Below are 15,616 nucleotides of genomic sequence, written 5' to 3'. Positions count from 1 at the left end.
CGGGCATGCACGCGCTGCTGCCCACAACCTCCCCCCTGCCGCTGTTCGACGTCGCCGCCAGCCGGCGCATCGAGGCGCAAGCGCTCGTCCAGGCGCCCGACCTGATGGAGCGCGCCGGCCTGGCCGTCGCCAAGCTGGCGCTGGCCCTGCGACGCCGCGACGGCCCGGTCTGGGTGGCCTGCGGCCCCGGCAACAACGGCGGCGACGGCCAAGTGGCGGCGCGCTGGCTCGGGCGACACGGCGTACCGGTGCACACCGGCCACGACGCGCCCGAGCGCCCCGCCCTCGTCATCGACGCACTACTGGGCCTGGGCCTGAACCGCGAGCCGGCCGCCGCCATTCGGGCCACCATGGCGGCCATACAGGCCTGCGGCGCACCCATCCTCGCCGTCGACCTGCCCAGCGGCCTGCTCGCCGACACCGGCCAGCCCGCCGGCGGGCTGGCCCTGCGCGCCGACCACACGCTGACGCTGCTGACACTCAAGCCCGGCCTCTTCACCGGCGAGGGACGCGCGCATGCCGGGCGGATCTGGTTCGACGACCTGGGCGTCGCAGCCGACGAGCCGCCAAGCGCCTACTTGCTGGGGCGCACCGACGCGCCCGCGCGCAGCCCGACCAGCCACAAGGGCAGCCATGGCCAGGTGCTGGTCGTCGGCGGCGCGCCGGGCATGCAGGGCGCCGCCCGACTGGCGGCGCGCGCGGCCCTGGCCAGCGGGGCCGGCCGCGTCTACGTGGACCTGCTGGGCCAGCCGGCCGGCGAGCCCGCAGACCCCGGCCGACCCGAGCTGATGCGTGGCGCGCTGGCCGAACTGCCGCAGGCCGTGGGCGTCATCGGCTGCGGTGCCGGACCCGGCATTGCGGGCGCGCTGCCCGCAATGCTGCAGCAGATGCCGCACATCGTCATCGACGCAGACGCGCTGAACGCCCTTGCCGCGGACACGGCCCTGCAGGCGCTGCTGCGCGCCCGGCCGCCGGGCACGACGCTGCTGACGCCGCACCCCCTCGAGGCCGCGCGGCTGCTGGGTCGCGACACCACCAGCCTGCAGCAGGACCGCCTGGCCGCGGCGCAGCAGCTGGCCGCGCGCTTCGCCTGCAGCGTCGTGCTCAAGGGCTCGGGCAGCGTCGTCGCCTCGCCCGGCGAACGGCCGGCCATCTGCGCCAGCGGCGGCCCGGCGCTGGCCACGGCCGGTAGCGGCGACGTGCTGGCCGGCTGGCTAGGCGGGCTGTGGGCCCGGCAGCCGGCCTCCAGCGCCCATGCCATCGCCTGCGCCGGCGTGGACGCGCACGGCCGCGCAGGCGAGGCGGATCACGTGCTGCGAGCGGGTGACCTCATAGCTCGCCTGGCCGCGCCACGCTGAGGCCGCGACTCAGCGGCGCTTGCGCGGCGCCGCCTTGGCGGCCGTCTTCTTGGACGCCTTGCCTGCCGCCCGCTTGGCGGCCTGCTGGGCCGCCTTGACGGGGTGCTGCGCCGCGACGACGGCCTTGCGGCTCTTCTTCACGTCGCGGTCGGTCTGGCGCACCTCCTCCAGGGCCTCGACGGCCGTCTGCGGCGCGCGCTTCTTGGCCGGCGCCTTGGCGGCCACCTTGCCAGCGGTGCGGCCGGACGGGCCGCGCGGCTGGCGGGCCTCCCCGTCGTCGCGCACGAGGCGGAAGTCGATGCGGCGGCCGTCCAGGTCCACACGGCTGACCTGCACCTGCACCCGCGCGCCAGTGGCATAGCGGATGCCGGTGCGCTCGCCGCGCAACTCCTGGCGCACCTCGTCGAAGCGGAAGTACTCGCCGCCCAGCTCGGTGATGTGCACCAGCCCCTCGACGTAGAGCTCGTCGAGCTGCACGAAGAGGCCGAAGCTGGTGACGGCCGACACCGTACCCGCGAACACCTCGCCCAGGCGGTCACGCATGTAGCGGCACTTCAGCCAGGCCTCGACGTCGCGGCTGGCCTCGTCGGCGCGGCGCTCGTTGGCGCTGCAGTGCGCGCCGACGACCTCCCAGCGCTCGGCCTCGTTGCGGGCCTCGGCGGGGTCGGGTGGCGCTGCACGACCAGGACGCTTGGGCGCCTGCGGCACCATCATCTTGGCCGCATCCAGCGTGTAGCGCTTGCCGGCAAGCAGCGCCTTGATGACGCGGTGCACCAACAGATCGGGATAGCGCCGGATGGGGCTGGTGAAATGCGTGTACGCCGGATAGGCCAGGCCGAAGTGGCCCGAGTTGGTGCCGGTATAGATGGCCTGCTGCATGGATCGCAGCAACATGGTGTGGATCTGCTGGGCGTCGGGGCGGTCCTTGGTGGCCTCGGCGAGCTGCTGGAACTCGCGCGGCGTCGGGTCGTCGGAGATGCCCACGCCGATACCCAACGAGCGCAGATAGGCCTGCAGAGTCTGCCGCTTCTCGGGTGTCGGCCCTTCATGCACCCGATAGAGCGAGGGGTGCTTGGCGCCCTGGATGAAGTCCGCCGAACAGGTGTTGGCGGCCAGCATGGCCTCCTCGATCAGCCGGTGCGCCTCATTGCGGGTTCGCGGGACGATCTTCTCGATGCGACCGTTGTCGTCGCAGACGATCTGCGTCTCCGTCGTCTCGAAGTCGATGGCGCCGCGGCGATGACGCTCGGCCAGAAGCGCACGGTAGACCTCGTGAAGGTGCAGCAGATGCGGCACCTGCTCGCTGCGCTTGGCGGCCTCGGGGCCATGGGTGTTGGCGAGGATGGCCGCCACCTCGGTGTAGGTGAAGCGCGCATGCGAGCAGATCACCGCCGGGTAGAACTGGTAGGCCATGACCGTGCCGTCGGTGGACACGAGCATGTCGCACACCATGCTGAGCCGATCCTCGTACGGATTCAGCGAGCACAGGCCGTTGGACAGCTTCTCCGGCAGCATCGGGATGACGCGGCGCGGGAAATAGACAGAGGTGGCACGCTCGTAGGCATCTGCGTCAAGCGGCTCGCCAGGCTTCACATAGTGCGACACGTCGGCAATGGCCACCAGCAGCCGCCAGCCCTCGAAGGCCTTCTTGCCGCGGCCCTGCTTGAAGGGCTCGCAGTAGACGGCGTCGTCGAAGTCGCGCGCGTCCTCGCCGTCGATGGTGACCAGCGGCACGTCGCGCAGGTCGATGCGCTGCTTCAGGTCGGCGGCGCGCAGCTTCTCGGGCAGCTTGGCCGACTGCGCCAGCGTTTCCGGACTGAAGCGATGCGGGACGTCGTACTTGCGCACGGCGATCTCGATCTCCATGCCGGGGTCGTCGATCTCGCCCAGCACCTCGACGACGCGCCCCACCGGCTGCGAGTACAGCGACGGCGGCTCGGTCAGCTCGACGGCCACCACCTGACCTGCAGTCGCGTTGGCGATGCCGTTCTTGGGGATGAGGATGTCCTGGCCCATGCGCCGGTCCTCGGGTGCGACGAGCCAGACGCCGGACTCAAGCAGCAATCGGCCGATCAGGGGCCGCTTTTTGCGCTCGAGGATTTCCAGCACCCGGCCTTCGGGGCGTCCGCGCTTGTCGAAGCGGACGACGCGCACGCGCAGGCGGTCGCCATGCATGACGGCGTGCATCTCCTGCGACGACAGGTAGACGTCGGCCGAGCCGTCGTCAGGAATCAGGAAGCCATGGCCGTCCCGATGGCCTTGCAGCGTGCCCTCGACCTCGCCGAGCAGGCCTGCGCCGTCGCTGGCTGGGGAAATGTTTGCGTTCTTCAATTTTTTGATGATATAGTCTTTGTTTTCCTGAAGCGGCTCAGGACTTCGCGAGAAGTTTTGAGCACCTTGCCCAGGTGGCGGAATTGGTAGACGCACTAGTTTCAGGTACTAGCGGGTAACTCCGTGGAGGTTCGAGTCCTCTCCTGGGCACCAAAACAAAAGAAAAAGGCCGGCGCATCGCGCTGGCCTTTTTTGTTTTGGCACTCAAGAAGCAATGTCCGGTGGACATCGCGGGAGGACGGGAAAGGCTTGGAGCCAAGCCCCAAGCCGGGGTCGCGGGACGCGACCGAGTCCCCGCCGACGCACCTCGATGGGCACTTCGGCGAGTCGTGGCACAAACCGAGCTCTCGATCCGCGCCACAAGCCCACCCTTCAAACGACGAACTTCTTCGCCAACGCCTCCGGCCCCATGCCGTCGTACTCCTCGAACGGCTGATGGATCCACGGCGAGGTTTCCAGCATCTCGCAGTAGTAGTCCGGCGTGTAGGCCGACACCTTCTTGGTCCAGATGACGGCCGAGCGCAGCTCGGTGATGGCCGGCATGCCGCGCAGGCGCTCCACGACAGCCCTCAGCGTCACGCCGGAGTCGGCCAGATCGTCCACCAGCAGCACGCGGCCGGCCAGTTCGCCCTTGGGCATGGTGATGTACTTGGCCATGTCCAGGCGGCCCTGGATGGTGCCGGCCTCGGCGCGGTAGGAGCTGGTGGACATGATGCCCAGCGGCTTGTCGAACACACGAGACAGCACGTCGCCCGGGCGCATGCCACCACGGGCCAGGCAGAGGATCTGGTCGAACTGCCAGCCCGAGGCGTGCACCTTGAGCGCCAGGCGCTCGGTCAGCAGGTGGTACTCGTCCCAGGACACGTAGAGGTGTTTGCCGTCGTCGGTCAGCATATTGGGGTGTCTCCGTGATGAGAGGTTGGTTTAGGCGGAATAGGGATGGCGCAGCACGATGGTGTGCTCGCGGTCGGGACCGGTGGAGACCATGTCGATGGGGGCGCCGATGACTTCCTCAACGCGCTTCAGGTAGCTGCGCGCGTTGGACGGCAGCGCGTCCCAGGACGTGGCACCGAAGGTGGTCTCGGTCCAACCCGGGAAGGTCTCGTAGACGGGCGTGCAGGCCTCGATCTCGTCGGCGTCCAGCGGCAGGATGTCCAGCGTCCTGCCGTTCAGCTCGTAGCCCACGCACATCTTGATCTCGGCCAGGCCATCCAGCACGTCCAGCTTGGTCAGGCACAGGCCCGTGATGCCGTTGATGATGATGGAGCGCTTCAGCGCTGCGGCATCCAGCCAGCCGCAGCGGCGCGCGCGGCCGGTCACGGTACCGCGCTCCTGACCCACGGTGGACAGGTGATATCCGACGGTGTCGGGCTTCTCCCAGTCCAGCTCGGTCGGGAACGGACCCGAGCCAACGCGGGTGGTGTAGGCCTTGGTGATGCCGAGCATGTAGTGCAGCAGCTGCGGGCCCACGCCGGCGCCGGCGGCGGCATTGCCGGCGACGCAGTTGCTGGAGGTCACGAAGGGATAGGTGCCGTGGTCGATGTCCAGCAGCGTGCCCTGGGCGCCCTCGAACAGGATGTTCTGGCCGGCCAGGTGGGCCTTGTGGATCATGTAGCCGACATCGGCCAGCATGGGCTTGATCTGGTCGGCCATCTTCATGGCCTGCTCGAAGATGGGCTCGAAGGCCAGCTCCTCACCCTTCAGATACCCCTTGAGCACGAAGTTGTGCAGCTCCAGCAGCTCGCGCAGCTTCTTGGCGAAGCGCTCGGGATGCTTCAGGTCCTGGGCACGCAGCGCGCGGCGGGCCACCTTGTCTTCATACGCCGGGCCTATGCCCTTGCCGGTGGTGCCGATCTTGCCGCTGCCACTGCTCTCACGCAGGGCCTCGCGCGCCTTGTCCACAGCGACATGGAAGGGCAGGATCAGCGGGCAGGACTCGCTGATGAACAGGCGCGAACGCACCTCGACGCCGGCGGCCTCCAGACGCTCGATCTCGGACAGCAGATGGGTCGGGTCCAGCACGACGCCGTTGCCGATGAAGCAGGGCACGCCGTCGCGCATGATGCCGCTGGGAATGAGCTGCAGCGCCGTCTTCACGCCCTTGATGACCAGCGTGTGGCCGGCATTGTGGCCACCCTGGAAACGTGCCACGCCATGGGCATGGTCCGTCATCCAGTCCACGACCTTGCCCTTGCCCTCGTCACCCCACTGAGTGCCGACGACGACCACATTGCGTCCACGCGCGGTTTGGCTTTGCATTTGGTTTGCCTGCTTTTGGAGAAGAGTTTGCGGGAGCCGCTCAGAGCGAGCGGACTTCCCAGCCCGCGTGACCGCGAACCAGTTCGCGGTCACAGTCGAATTCATCGGCCTCGGCCTCGTGGCCCGGCAGCACGCATACCACCGTCTCGCCCTGCTCGCGCAGTTCGCGCACCGCCTGGCGCAGCGAGGCATCTTCGCCCCAGGGCGCGCGGATGGCGGCGCGCAACGGCGTCGGCGCCACCAGGCCCACCAGCGTCTTCAGGTCCAGGCTGAAGCCCACGGCCGGGCGGCGACGGCCGAAAACCGCCCCCACCTCGTCGTAGCGGCCACCACGCAGCACCGCGTCGGAGCAGCCCTCGGCATAGGCCGCGAAGCGGATGCCGGTGTAGTAGGCGTAGCCCTGCAGGTCGGCCAGGTCGAAGCCCAGGCCAACCTCGGGATGGACCGCGGCGAGTTGCCCGGCCAGCCAGGCCAGGTCGGCCAACGCGGCCTTCACGAGCGGGTGACCGGGGAGGCGGCGCGCCGCCTCGTCCAGCACCTCGCGGCCGCCAAACAGGCTGGGCAGCGCCAGCAGCGCGTCGCGCGTGGCAGCGGGCATGCCTGACGTCAGCTCGGCCAGCACCGCCATGTCCTTGGCGGCCAGCGCCGCCGTCAGCGCGGCCAGCGCCTCGGGCGCCAGCGGAGCGCCGTCCAGCACCCCCTGCAGCAGCCGTGCGTCGCCCAGGTCCAGCATGACCTTCTGCAGACCGGCGCGGCGCAGCGCGTCCAGCGCCAGGTCCTGCGCCTCGAGGTCAGCCTCCAGGCCTGCATGGCCGTAGATCTCGACGCCGAACTGCAGTGGCTCGCGGCTGGTGTTCAGGCCGTCGGGCCGCGTGTGCGCGACGGGGCCGCAGTAGCACAGACGGGTGACGCCCTGGCGGTTCAGCAGGTGGGCGTCGATGCGCGCAACCTGCGGCGTCGTGTCGGCGCGCAAGCCCAAGCTACGACCGGAGAGCTGGTCGACGAGCTTGAAGAGCTTGATCTCGGAACCCGAACCGGTGCCGGACAGCAGCGAGTCGAGGTGCTCCAGCAGAGGCGGGATGACCAGCTCGCAGCCATAGCCGCGGGCCATGTCGAGCAGCTCTCTACGCAGCTCTTCGATGCGGCGCGCCTGCGAGGGCAGGACATCGGCGATGTGCTCGGGCAGCAGCCAAGCAGAGGACATGGGCGCAGGCTAGGCGGTTAAAAACGGCATTGTACCGGTGCCCTCCCCGGCTCGCGACCCGCCAGCGTTCAGATCAGCGCAACCAGAGCAGTCCGAGCAGGCCCATCAGGATGCTGGCCAGCCCGATGAAGCGGATCTGGCCATCGCTCATCGCGAGGATGCGGCTGAAGACCTCGCGCCAGCGCGCCGGGCTGATCAGGGGCATCAACCCCTCGATGACCATCACCAGCGCCAGCGCAGTCAGCAGCTCGTTCACTTGTGCGCGGGCGCGGCGGACGCGGAACCGGAGCCCCGCATGGCCTTGAAGAAGTCGCTGCTGGGGTCGACGACCATCACGTCGCTCTTCTTGGCGAAGCTGGCGCGGTAGGCCTCCAGCGAGCGGTAGAACTGGGCGAACTGCGCGTCGCGACCGAAGGCCTCGGCATAGAGCGCCGACGCCTTGGCATCGCCCTCGCCCTTGATCTTCTGCGCGTCGCGATAGGCCTCGGCGACGATGATCTCGCGCTGGCGGTCGGCATCAGCCTTGATCTTCTCGCCCTCGGCAATGCCGGTGGAGCGCGCCTCGGCGGCCACGCGCTTGCGCTCGGAGTCCATGCGGCGGTAGACGGACTCGGTGATGCTGGAGGCGAAGTCCACGCGCTTGATCCGCACGTCCACGACCTCGATGCCGAACTGCTTGGCCTCGTCGGCCAGGCGCTTGCGCACGTCCTGCATGACCTTCTCGCGCTCGGTCGCCAGCACGGCGATGACGGTGCGCTTGGTCACCTCCTCGTTGAATGCGGCCTGCACGACCGGCGCGAGGCGGTTCTCGACATTGCGCATGTCGATGCCGCTGTTGCGGATGAACTGGCGCGGCTCGGTGATGCGCCACTTGATGAGCCAGTCGATGACCAGGCTCTTCTTCTCGGCCGTGAAGATGGGGCGGGACTCGGGGCTGTCCAGCGTCTGCACGCGGCGGTCCAGCATGACCACGTTCTGCAGCGGCGGCGGCAGCTTGAACTTCAGGCCCGGCTCGGTGATGACTTCCTTGATCTCGCCCAGCGCGTAGACGGCGGCGAACTGGCGCTGGTCGACGATGAAGAGCGTCGACGACAGCAGCATCAGGGCGACGAGGGCGCCGGCGAGGATGGCGGCAATACGGTTCATTCGGTGGTCCTCGATCAGCGGCCGTCGCGGCTGCGCAGGTTGTCGCGGCTGCGCAGGTCGTTGTTGGAGTTCGGCAGCGTCTGCGGGTCGGGCAAGGCGCTGGAGGGCTGCGGCTGCGACACCGACACCGTGCCCGAGTTGCCCTGCTGCAGCAGCTTGTCCAGCGGCAGGTAGAGCAGGTTGGAGCCGGACTTGCTGTCCACCATGACCTTGCTGACGTTACTGTAGACCTGCTGCATCGTGTCGATGTAGATGCGGTCGCGCGTGACCTGCGGCGCCTTCTGGTACTCGGTCAGCACGCTCTTGAAGCGCTGCGCGTCGCCCTCGGCCGTCGCGATGACGCGGGCCTTGTAGCCCTCGGCCTGCTCTCGCAGCTTGGCCGCATCGCCCTGGGCGCGCGGGATCACGTCGTTGGCGTAGGCCTGGGCCTCGTTCTTGGTCTGCTCGCGGTTCTGCCCTGCCTTGAAGGCATCCTCGAACGCCGCCTGCACCTGCTCGGGCGGCTGCACGCTCTGCACGTTGACGTTCTTGATCTGGATGCCGGCCTTGAGGCGGTCCAGCTGGGCCTGGATGGACTTGACCAGGTCGGCCGCGATCGCGTCGCGCTGCTCGTAAAGCACCGAGTCCATGGCGCTCTTGCCGACGATCTCGCGCACGGCCGACTCGGCAGCCAGCAGCACGGCCTGCTCGGGGTCGCGGTTCTCGAACAGGAAGTCCTTCAGGTCGCGAATGGTGAACTGCACCGTGAAGCGGATGTCGACGATGTTCTCGTCCTGCGTCAGCATGGACGAGTCGCGCAGGCCAGTGGCCGCGACGACCGAGCTGCGACCCACCTCAACCTGGCGCAGCTGCGAGACCGGCTGCACCTCATGCGCCTGGAACGGATAGGGCAGGCGCCACTGGAAGCCCGCCTCCACCGTCTTGCTGTACTTGCCGAAGGACGTGATGACGCCCTGCTGGCCTTCCTGCACGATGAAGAAGCCGCTGGCCAGCCAGCCCAGCAGCACCACGCCCGCAATCAGACCGATGCCGACGCCGGCGCCCTTCATGTCGGGCGTGCCGCCCGATCCGTTGGGGCTGGCGGGGCCGCCGGGCTTGCCGCCGAACATGCCCGAGAGCTTGCGGTTGAAGTCGCGCCAAAGCTCGTCGAGGTCGGGCGGACCGTCGTTGCGGCCGTTGTTCAGCAACCGGCCTGCGGCTCGCGCGACCGGGGTCAGCAGACGCCGGGCCCAGGGGCTGGGGGGCGGGGTGTGGGAAGTGCTGCTCATGCCTGGGGGAGTCTTAGGAGGAAGGCTCGGGATCCGACGGGTCAGCGTCGAAACGTGGGTCCCGCTCGTCGGGAATCAAGGGCTGGGCCTGCATTGCCGTCGCGATCAGCCGGCGCAGCTCGCCCAGGCCGCCGCCGTCCAGGGCGCTGACGAAGACGCGCGGTGTGGGCTCGGTACTGCCGTTGGCGCGCAGCATGGCGTCGACGGTCTCGCGCGGGCGCTGGTCGTCAGGCAGAAGGTCCTGCTTGTTGTAGACCAGGATCTGCGGCACGTCCGCCGCGCCGATCTCGGCCAGCACGCGCTCGACCTCGGCCATCTGCTCGTCCAGCACCGGACTGGCGGCGTCCACGACATGCAGCAGCAGGTCGGCGTCGGCCGCCTCCTGCAGCGTCGCGCGGAAGGCCTCGACCAGCTTGTGCGGCAGGTCGCGGATGAAGCCCACGGTGTCGGACAGCGACACGCTGGCCGCCGCCTGCTCCAGGTAGAGCGAGCGCGTCGTCGTGTCCAGCGTCGCGAACAGCTGGTTGGCGGCATAGGCGCGCGCCTTGGTCAGCGCGTTGAAAAGCGTGCTCTTGCCGGCGTTTGTGTAGCCGACCAGGGAGACCTTGAAGACGCCGTTGCGCGAGCGCGCCTTGCGCTGCGTGCCGCGCTGGCGCTGCACGCGCTTCAGGCGTTCCTTGGTCTGCTTGATGCGCTCGTCGATCATGCGGCGGTCCAGCTCGATCTGGGCCTCACCAGGGCCGCCGCGCATGCCAATGCCGCCGCTCTGGCGCTCCAGGTGGCTCCAGCGCCGCACCAGGCGCGTGGCCAGGTATTGCAGGCGCGCCAGTTCCACCTGCAGCTTGCCCTCATGGCTCTGCGCGCGGGCCGCGAAGATCTCGAGGATCAGCGCCGTGCGGTCGGCCACCGGCACGCCCAGCACGCGCTCCAGGTTGCGCTGCTGGGCCGGCGAGATGGCCTGGTCGAACAGCACGGTATGGGCCTGATGGGCCTGCACCAGCAGCTTGATCTCGTCGGCCTTGCCGGAACCGACGAACAGGGCCGCGTCGGGCGCGGGGCGGCGCGCGATGACCTTGGCGACAGGCATGTCGCCGGCGGATTCGGCCAGCAGGGCCAGTTCGTCAAGGCTTTCGTCGAAGCCCTGGGCTACGCGGTGGCGGCCGAAATCGACCCCCACAAGAATGGCACGCGCCGCCTCGGAGGGCGGCGTCGCGTCGTTGGTGGCGGTCGAGGACAAGGGCTGGGGATCAGGCGTCCGCGGGTGCGTCGCCAGCGTGGAAGTTGACCGCACGACCCGGCACGACGGTGGAGATCGCGTGCTTGTAGACCATCTGCGTCACGGTGTTGCGCAGCAGGACGACGTACTGGTCGAAGGATTCGATATGGCCCTGAAGCTTGATGCCGTTGACGAGGTAGATCGAGACCGGCACATGCTCTTTGCGGAGCAGGTTCAAAAAGGGGTCCTGCAAAAGTTGGCCTTTGTTGCTCATCGGTATGCTCCGAGTTATCGGGAGAAGGGACTACGGGTTGGACCTTAACACAGGGTTTTGCCTCACCCGGCGGTCACCCTAGGTCTTTTCGGTAAATGGATTCTTGGACGAGCGCAACTCGATCTTCAGCGGCGTCCCGACCAGCTTGTAATGGGCGCGGATGCGGCCTTCCAGATAGCGCTTGTAGACCTCGGTGACGCCCTCCAGCGCATTGCCGTGGATGACGACGATGGGCGGGTTCTGGCCACCCTGGTGGGCGTAGCGCATCTTGGGGCGGGACACGCCCGAGCGCTTGGGCTGCTGATGCTCCACGGCCTCCTGGATGAGGCGGGTCAGCACCGGCGTCGTCATCTTGCGGTAGGCCGAGGCATAGGCATCGGCCATCGCGTTCCACAGCGCCGCGAGGCCCTGGCGCTTTAGCGCCGAGATGTTGTGCATGGGCGCGAACTTCAGGAAGGCCAGGCGCTGCTCGATCTGGCGCTTCAGCGTCTCGCGCTGGTAGCTGTCGACGGCATCCCACTTGTTGCAGGCCAGCACGACGGCACGGCCGCTGTCCAGGATGTAGCCGGCGATGTGGGCGTCCTGGTCCGTCACGCCCTGGGTGGCATCCAGCAGCAACAGCACGACATGGGCGTCGGCAATCGCCTGCAGCGTCTTCACGACCGAGAACTTCTCGATGGCCTCGAACACCTTGCCCTTGCGGCGCAAGCCGGCGGTGTCGATGAGCTTGAACTTCTGGCCGTTGCGCTCGAAGTCCACCGCGATGGCGTCGCGCGTGGTGCCCGGCATGTCGAAGGCGACGAGCCGCTCCTCGCCCAGCCAGGTGTTGATCAGCGTGCTCTTGCCAACGTTGGGGCGGCCGGCGACGGCCAGACGGATCACGCCGTCCTGCTGCGGGCCGGCGCCGAATTCCTCGCTGGTGTCCTCGAAGGGCTCCAGCACGGCGTCCAGCAGGCTGCGTATGCCCTGGCCATGGGCCGACGAGATCGGGTGCGGCTCGCCCATGCCCAGCTCGTGGAACTCGGCCAGCAGCGGCGAGTCGCTCATGCCCTCGGCCTTGTTGACGGCCAGGTGCACGCGCTTGTTGACGCTGCGCAGATAGCGGGCGATGTCGCTGTCGTGTGCCGAAAGACCCAGGCGGATGTCGACGACGAAGATGACCGCGTCGGCCTCCGCGACGGCCTGCTTGGTCTGCTTGGCCATCTCCTTGACGATGCCGGTGCTGCTGTCGGGCTCGAAGCCGCCGGTATCGATGCAGATGAACTCACGGTCGCCCAGACGCCCGTCGCCGTAGTGGCGGTCGCGCGTCAGGCCGGCGAAGTCGGCCACGATGGCGTCGCGCGACTTGGTCAGGCGGTTGAACAGCGTCGACTTGCCCACGTTGGGGCGGCCGACGAGGGCAATGACGGGTTTCATTCGGCCTTGATCGCGAACAGACCGCCGCTCTTGGTGGCGACCAGCGCCGTGTCGCCCAGCAGCGCGATCGAGACGACAGCCGAGCCGTCGGTGGCCAGGCGCGAACGGGTCTTGCCGGTATCTCGATCCAGCAGGTGGACCTGCCCCTCAAAGTCACCGACCAGCACCTGCTTGGCCGACAGCACGGGCACCGAGAGCTTGCGCAGCTGGAACTGATCGGCCGACCAAGCCAGGTCGCCATTGGCCAGCTTCCAGGCCGACAGGCGGTCCGACGCATCGCCGGCGACGACGACCTGATCGTCCGCGCCAATGCCGTTGGCACCGCCGACGACACGGTTCCACAGCGCGCTGCCGCGCTCTGCATTGACACAGCCGACCGAGGACTGGAAGGCGCGGGCGCAGACCAGCTCGCCCTGGCGCACTGCGGGGCCCACGACGTCAGCCAGGCGCTCGACCTCGTTGGTGCCGCGCGGCGTGGCCACGCCGGCCTCCCAACGCAGGCTGCCCTTGAGCGGATCGACGCCCGCCAGACGCGGGCCCTGACCGACGACCAGCGTGTCCTTGTAGGCCAGCAGCACGCCAGCCTTGGCCAGCGTCAGCGGCTCGCCAGGGCGCTTGAGTTCCCAGATCTTGCGGCCGTCCAGCGCGTCGAAGGCCAGCACCTGACGGTCCAGCGTCAGCGCAAAGACGCGCTCGCCGGCCACGAGCGGCGCGGCGACGACGGGCGTCGGCAGAGCCTTCTTCCAGACGACGCGGCCGGCATCCAGCACGACCAGCTCGTTGTCGCGGTTGACGACGGCTGCGAAGCGGCCGTCGCTGCCGATGCCGGCCAGCAGCTTGCCGCCCGCGTCGCCGCGCCACAGCTCGCGGCCGTCGGCGGCCGACAGCGCGCGCACGCTGCCGTCGCTGCTGGCGACGACGAAGCGGTCACCCGGCGTCGCGATGCTGAGCGGGAAGTTGATGTTGTCGCCCTTGGCGCTCCAGACGATGCGGCCGGACTCCGGACCCGACAGGACCTCCAGCGCAGCCGGCTTGCTCTTCTCGTTGCCGAACCAGGAGTTCCACGTCGAGCTGATCGTGGAGCAGCCTGCCAGCGAAGTCGCCAGCAGCGAAATCAGGGCGGCGCGCTTCATTGCGGGGCTCCGGTGGTGTCGACGACGGTCGGCACGCCCAGCGTCGCCAGCTTGGCCTCGACGATGCGGCGATAGTCCTGGGTCTTGTCCAGCGCGGCCAGGGCCTTCTGGTACTCGGCCTTGGCGACATCGCGCTTGTCCTGCAGCAGAGCCAGGTCACCTCGGCGGTCGGCGGCGAGACCGGCAAATTCGGCAGACTTGATTGCGTCCAGAGTCTTGGCAGCCTCATCGAAGGCCTTGGCATCGAGCTGCAGACCGGCCAGGCGCAGGCGGGCGACATCGCGGTAGGGGCCGCCATCGGCGCCATGCTCGGCCACCCAGGTCAGGCTCTGCTTGGCGTCGTCGGTCTTGTCCTTCTCCAGCTGCAGCTTGGCGACCTGCAGACTGGCCTGCGTGGCGTAGGCGGTACTGCCGAAGCGAGCCTTCAGGTCACCCGCCACGCCGACGGCCTTGTCCAGGTCCTGAGCGGCGAACGCGTGGTCGAAGGCGTCGTACATCGCGGCGGCCTGGGCGGCCTGGTCGCGCTGGTACCAGTTCCAGCCCTGCCAGGCGGCGAAAGCAGCCAGAGCCGCCGTGACCAGCCAGGTGATGAGGTTGCCCCAGCGCTTCCAGAACGCCTTGAGCTGTTCGAGTTGTTCTTGTTCTTCGAGGTCGAGATGCGATGCCATGAGAGGAATACAGCGAGTGCGGGCAGGGCCCGGGATTATGCGGTGCGCAATTCGGCCGCCCAGGCAGCCACGTCGGCGAGTGCGCGGGTCACTTGTTCGGCGCCGTCGCGCAGGGGCTTCACGGCCACCTCGCCGCGCGCCAGCTCGTCGGCGCCGAACACCAGCGCGAAGCGCGCGCCGGAGCCGTCGGCCTTCTTGAACTGCGACTTGAATGAGCCGCCGCCCGCATGCATCTGCACGCCGACGCCGGCTGCGCGCAGTGCCTCCAGCGTGGGCAGGATGCGCGGCAGCTCGGCCGGCTCGGGCACGACGGCGTAGACGTCCGGCGCCGCGGCGGGCGACTGCAGGTTCAACGTCTCCAGCAGCAGCAGCAGCCGTTCCAGGCCCATGCCGAAGCCCACAGCCGGCGTGGCCTTGCCGCCCAGCTGCTCGACGAGGCCGTCATACCGGCCGCCGGCGCAGACGGTGCCTTGCGCGCCGAGCTTGTCGGTGACCCACTCGAAGACGGTGAGGTTGTAGTAGTCCAGCCCGCGCACCAGGCGCGGGTTGATGCGGTAGGTCAGGCCCACCGCATCCAGTAGCGCACGCACGCCGTTGAAGTGGGCCAACGACGCCTCGCCGAGGAAGTCCAGCAGCTTGGGCGCCCCCTCGGCCATGGCCTGCATGGCGGGGTTCTTGGTGTCCAGCACGCGCAGCGGGTTGGCGTACATGCGGCGCTGGGCTTCCTCGTCCAGCACGTCGCGGTGCTGCTCGAGATAGGCGATCAGCGCCTCGCGGTGGGCGCGGCGCTCGTCAGGCTGGCCCAGGCAGTTGATCTCCAGCGTGACGTCCTCGCCCTCCTTCAGGCCCAGCTCGCGCCACAGCGTGCGGGCCAGCAGGATGACCTCCGCGTCCACGTCCGGGCCGGCGAAGCCCAGCGCCTCGATGCCCATCTGGTGGAACTGGCGGTAGCGCCCCTTCTGCGGCTTCTCGCGACGGAACATCGGCCCGACGTAGTAGAGCCGGCGCGGACTGTCGCGCAGGTAGCTGTGCTCGATCATGGCGCGCACGACACCGGCCGTACCTTCGGGGCGCAGCGCCAGGTGCTCCGCCTGGCCATGCTTGTCGGCGCGGTCCTCGAAGGCATACATCTCCTTCTCGACGATGTCGGTCACCTCGCCGATGCCGCGCACGAACAGCGCCGTGGGCTCGACGATGGGCACGCGCACATTGCAGTAGCCGTAGCGCTGCAGCACGCTGCGCATCGTGGCTTCGAGCGACTCCCAGCGCGCCGACTCGGGCGGCAGGATGTCGTTCATGCCCTTCACCGCCTGCAGCGGCTGGACTTTCTTGGTCTCGCTCAT

14 protein-coding genes and 1 tRNA gene are annotated in these 15,616 nt (G+C 68.8%); 2 read left to right on the top strand and 13 right to left on the bottom strand.

The features are described 5' to 3' along the window. Positions 1 to 5: 5 nt before the first annotated feature. A complete protein-coding gene (locus JOY88_RS00805) occupies positions 6 to 1,358 on the top strand; it encodes an NAD(P)H-hydrate dehydratase (protein ID WP_293499489.1) in 1,353 nt (450 codons plus the stop codon). A 9-nt stretch (positions 1,359 to 1,367) separates the two neighbouring features. Here the strand turns inward: JOY88_RS00805 and rnr are convergent, their stop codons facing one another. After that, positions 1,368 to 3,689 (bottom strand): ribonuclease R, encoded by a 2,322-nt coding sequence (rnr, locus tag JOY88_RS00800; RefSeq protein ID WP_293499487.1) that lies wholly within the window; start codon positions 3,687 to 3,689, stop codon positions 1,368 to 1,370. 68 nt (positions 3,690 to 3,757) lie between these two features. Here rnr and JOY88_RS00795 point away from each other — a divergent pair. Beyond that, positions 3,758 to 3,842 (top strand) — tRNA-Leu (locus JOY88_RS00795). A gap of 219 nt (positions 3,843 to 4,061) precedes the next feature. Here JOY88_RS00795 and JOY88_RS00790 read toward each other — a convergent pair. The 12 genes from JOY88_RS00790 to hisS form a co-directional block, all read right to left on the bottom strand. Next, positions 4,062 to 4,583, bottom strand: a complete 522-nt coding sequence (locus JOY88_RS00790) for a phosphoribosyltransferase (RefSeq protein WP_293499485.1) — start codon at positions 4,581 to 4,583, stop codon at positions 4,062 to 4,064. Between the two features lie 30 nt (positions 4,584 to 4,613). After that, on the bottom strand, positions 4,614 to 5,948 hold the full coding sequence (locus JOY88_RS00785; RefSeq protein ID WP_293499483.1) for an adenylosuccinate synthase: 1,335 nt from the start codon (positions 5,946 to 5,948) through the stop codon (positions 4,614 to 4,616). A 40-nt stretch (positions 5,949 to 5,988) separates the two neighbouring features. Beyond that, a complete protein-coding gene (locus tag JOY88_RS00780; RefSeq protein WP_293499481.1) occupies positions 5,989 to 7,152 on the bottom strand; it encodes an ATP phosphoribosyltransferase regulatory subunit in 1,164 nt (387 codons plus the stop codon). Positions 7,153 to 7,225: 73 nt separating this feature from the next. After that, positions 7,226 to 7,408 carry a DUF2065 domain-containing protein gene (locus JOY88_RS00775; RefSeq protein WP_293499479.1) on the bottom strand — a complete coding sequence of 61 codons (183 nt, stop codon included), beginning with the start codon at positions 7,406 to 7,408 and terminating at the stop codon, positions 7,226 to 7,228. Further along, positions 7,405 to 8,298 carry a protease modulator HflC gene (hflC, locus tag JOY88_RS00770; RefSeq protein ID WP_293499477.1) on the bottom strand — a complete coding sequence of 298 codons (894 nt, stop codon included), beginning with the start codon at positions 8,296 to 8,298 and terminating at the stop codon, positions 7,405 to 7,407. Before hflC ends, JOY88_RS00775 begins: the two co-directional genes overlap by 4 nt. Positions 8,299 to 8,312: 14 nt before the next feature. Further along, entirely contained in the window at positions 8,313 to 9,566 is a 1,254-nt protein-coding gene (gene hflK, locus JOY88_RS00765) for an FtsH protease activity modulator HflK (RefSeq protein WP_293499475.1), read from the bottom strand. A 13-nt stretch (positions 9,567 to 9,579) separates the two neighbouring features. After that, the gene (gene hflX, locus JOY88_RS00760) at positions 9,580 to 10,803 is read right to left on the bottom strand and encodes a GTPase HflX (RefSeq protein WP_293499473.1); all 1,224 of its coding nucleotides are present in this window, start codon (positions 10,801 to 10,803) and stop codon (positions 9,580 to 9,582) included. Between the two features lie 10 nt (positions 10,804 to 10,813). Further along, on the bottom strand, positions 10,814 to 11,056 hold the full coding sequence (gene hfq / locus JOY88_RS00755) for an RNA chaperone Hfq (protein WP_056198163.1): 243 nt from the start codon (positions 11,054 to 11,056) through the stop codon (positions 10,814 to 10,816). Positions 11,057 to 11,134: 78 nt separating this feature from the next. After that, a complete protein-coding gene (gene der, locus JOY88_RS00750) occupies positions 11,135 to 12,472 on the bottom strand; it encodes a ribosome biogenesis GTPase Der (protein WP_293499458.1) in 1,338 nt (445 codons plus the stop codon). Beyond that, entirely contained in the window at positions 12,469 to 13,605 is a 1,137-nt protein-coding gene (gene bamB, locus JOY88_RS00745; protein ID WP_293499456.1) for an outer membrane protein assembly factor BamB, read from the bottom strand. Before bamB ends, der begins: the two co-directional genes overlap by 4 nt. Next, positions 13,602 to 14,273: a tetratricopeptide repeat protein gene (locus JOY88_RS00740; protein ID WP_293499454.1), complete on the bottom strand. Its 672-nt coding sequence runs from the start codon at positions 14,271 to 14,273 to the stop codon at positions 13,602 to 13,604. Before JOY88_RS00740 ends, bamB begins: the two co-directional genes overlap by 4 nt. Positions 14,274 to 14,308: 35 nt before the next feature. Then, positions 14,309 to 15,616 carry a histidine--tRNA ligase gene (gene hisS, locus JOY88_RS00735; RefSeq protein ID WP_293499452.1) on the bottom strand — a complete coding sequence of 436 codons (1,308 nt, stop codon included), beginning with the start codon at positions 15,614 to 15,616 and terminating at the stop codon, positions 14,309 to 14,311.

It is taken from the genome of Roseateles sp. (assembly GCF_019237615.1).
Taxonomy (GTDB): domain Bacteria; phylum Pseudomonadota; class Gammaproteobacteria; order Burkholderiales; family Burkholderiaceae_C; genus Pelomonas.
Note: the sequence above shows the minus strand (reverse complement) of the source record. Positions and strands in the feature narration are given on the sequence as shown.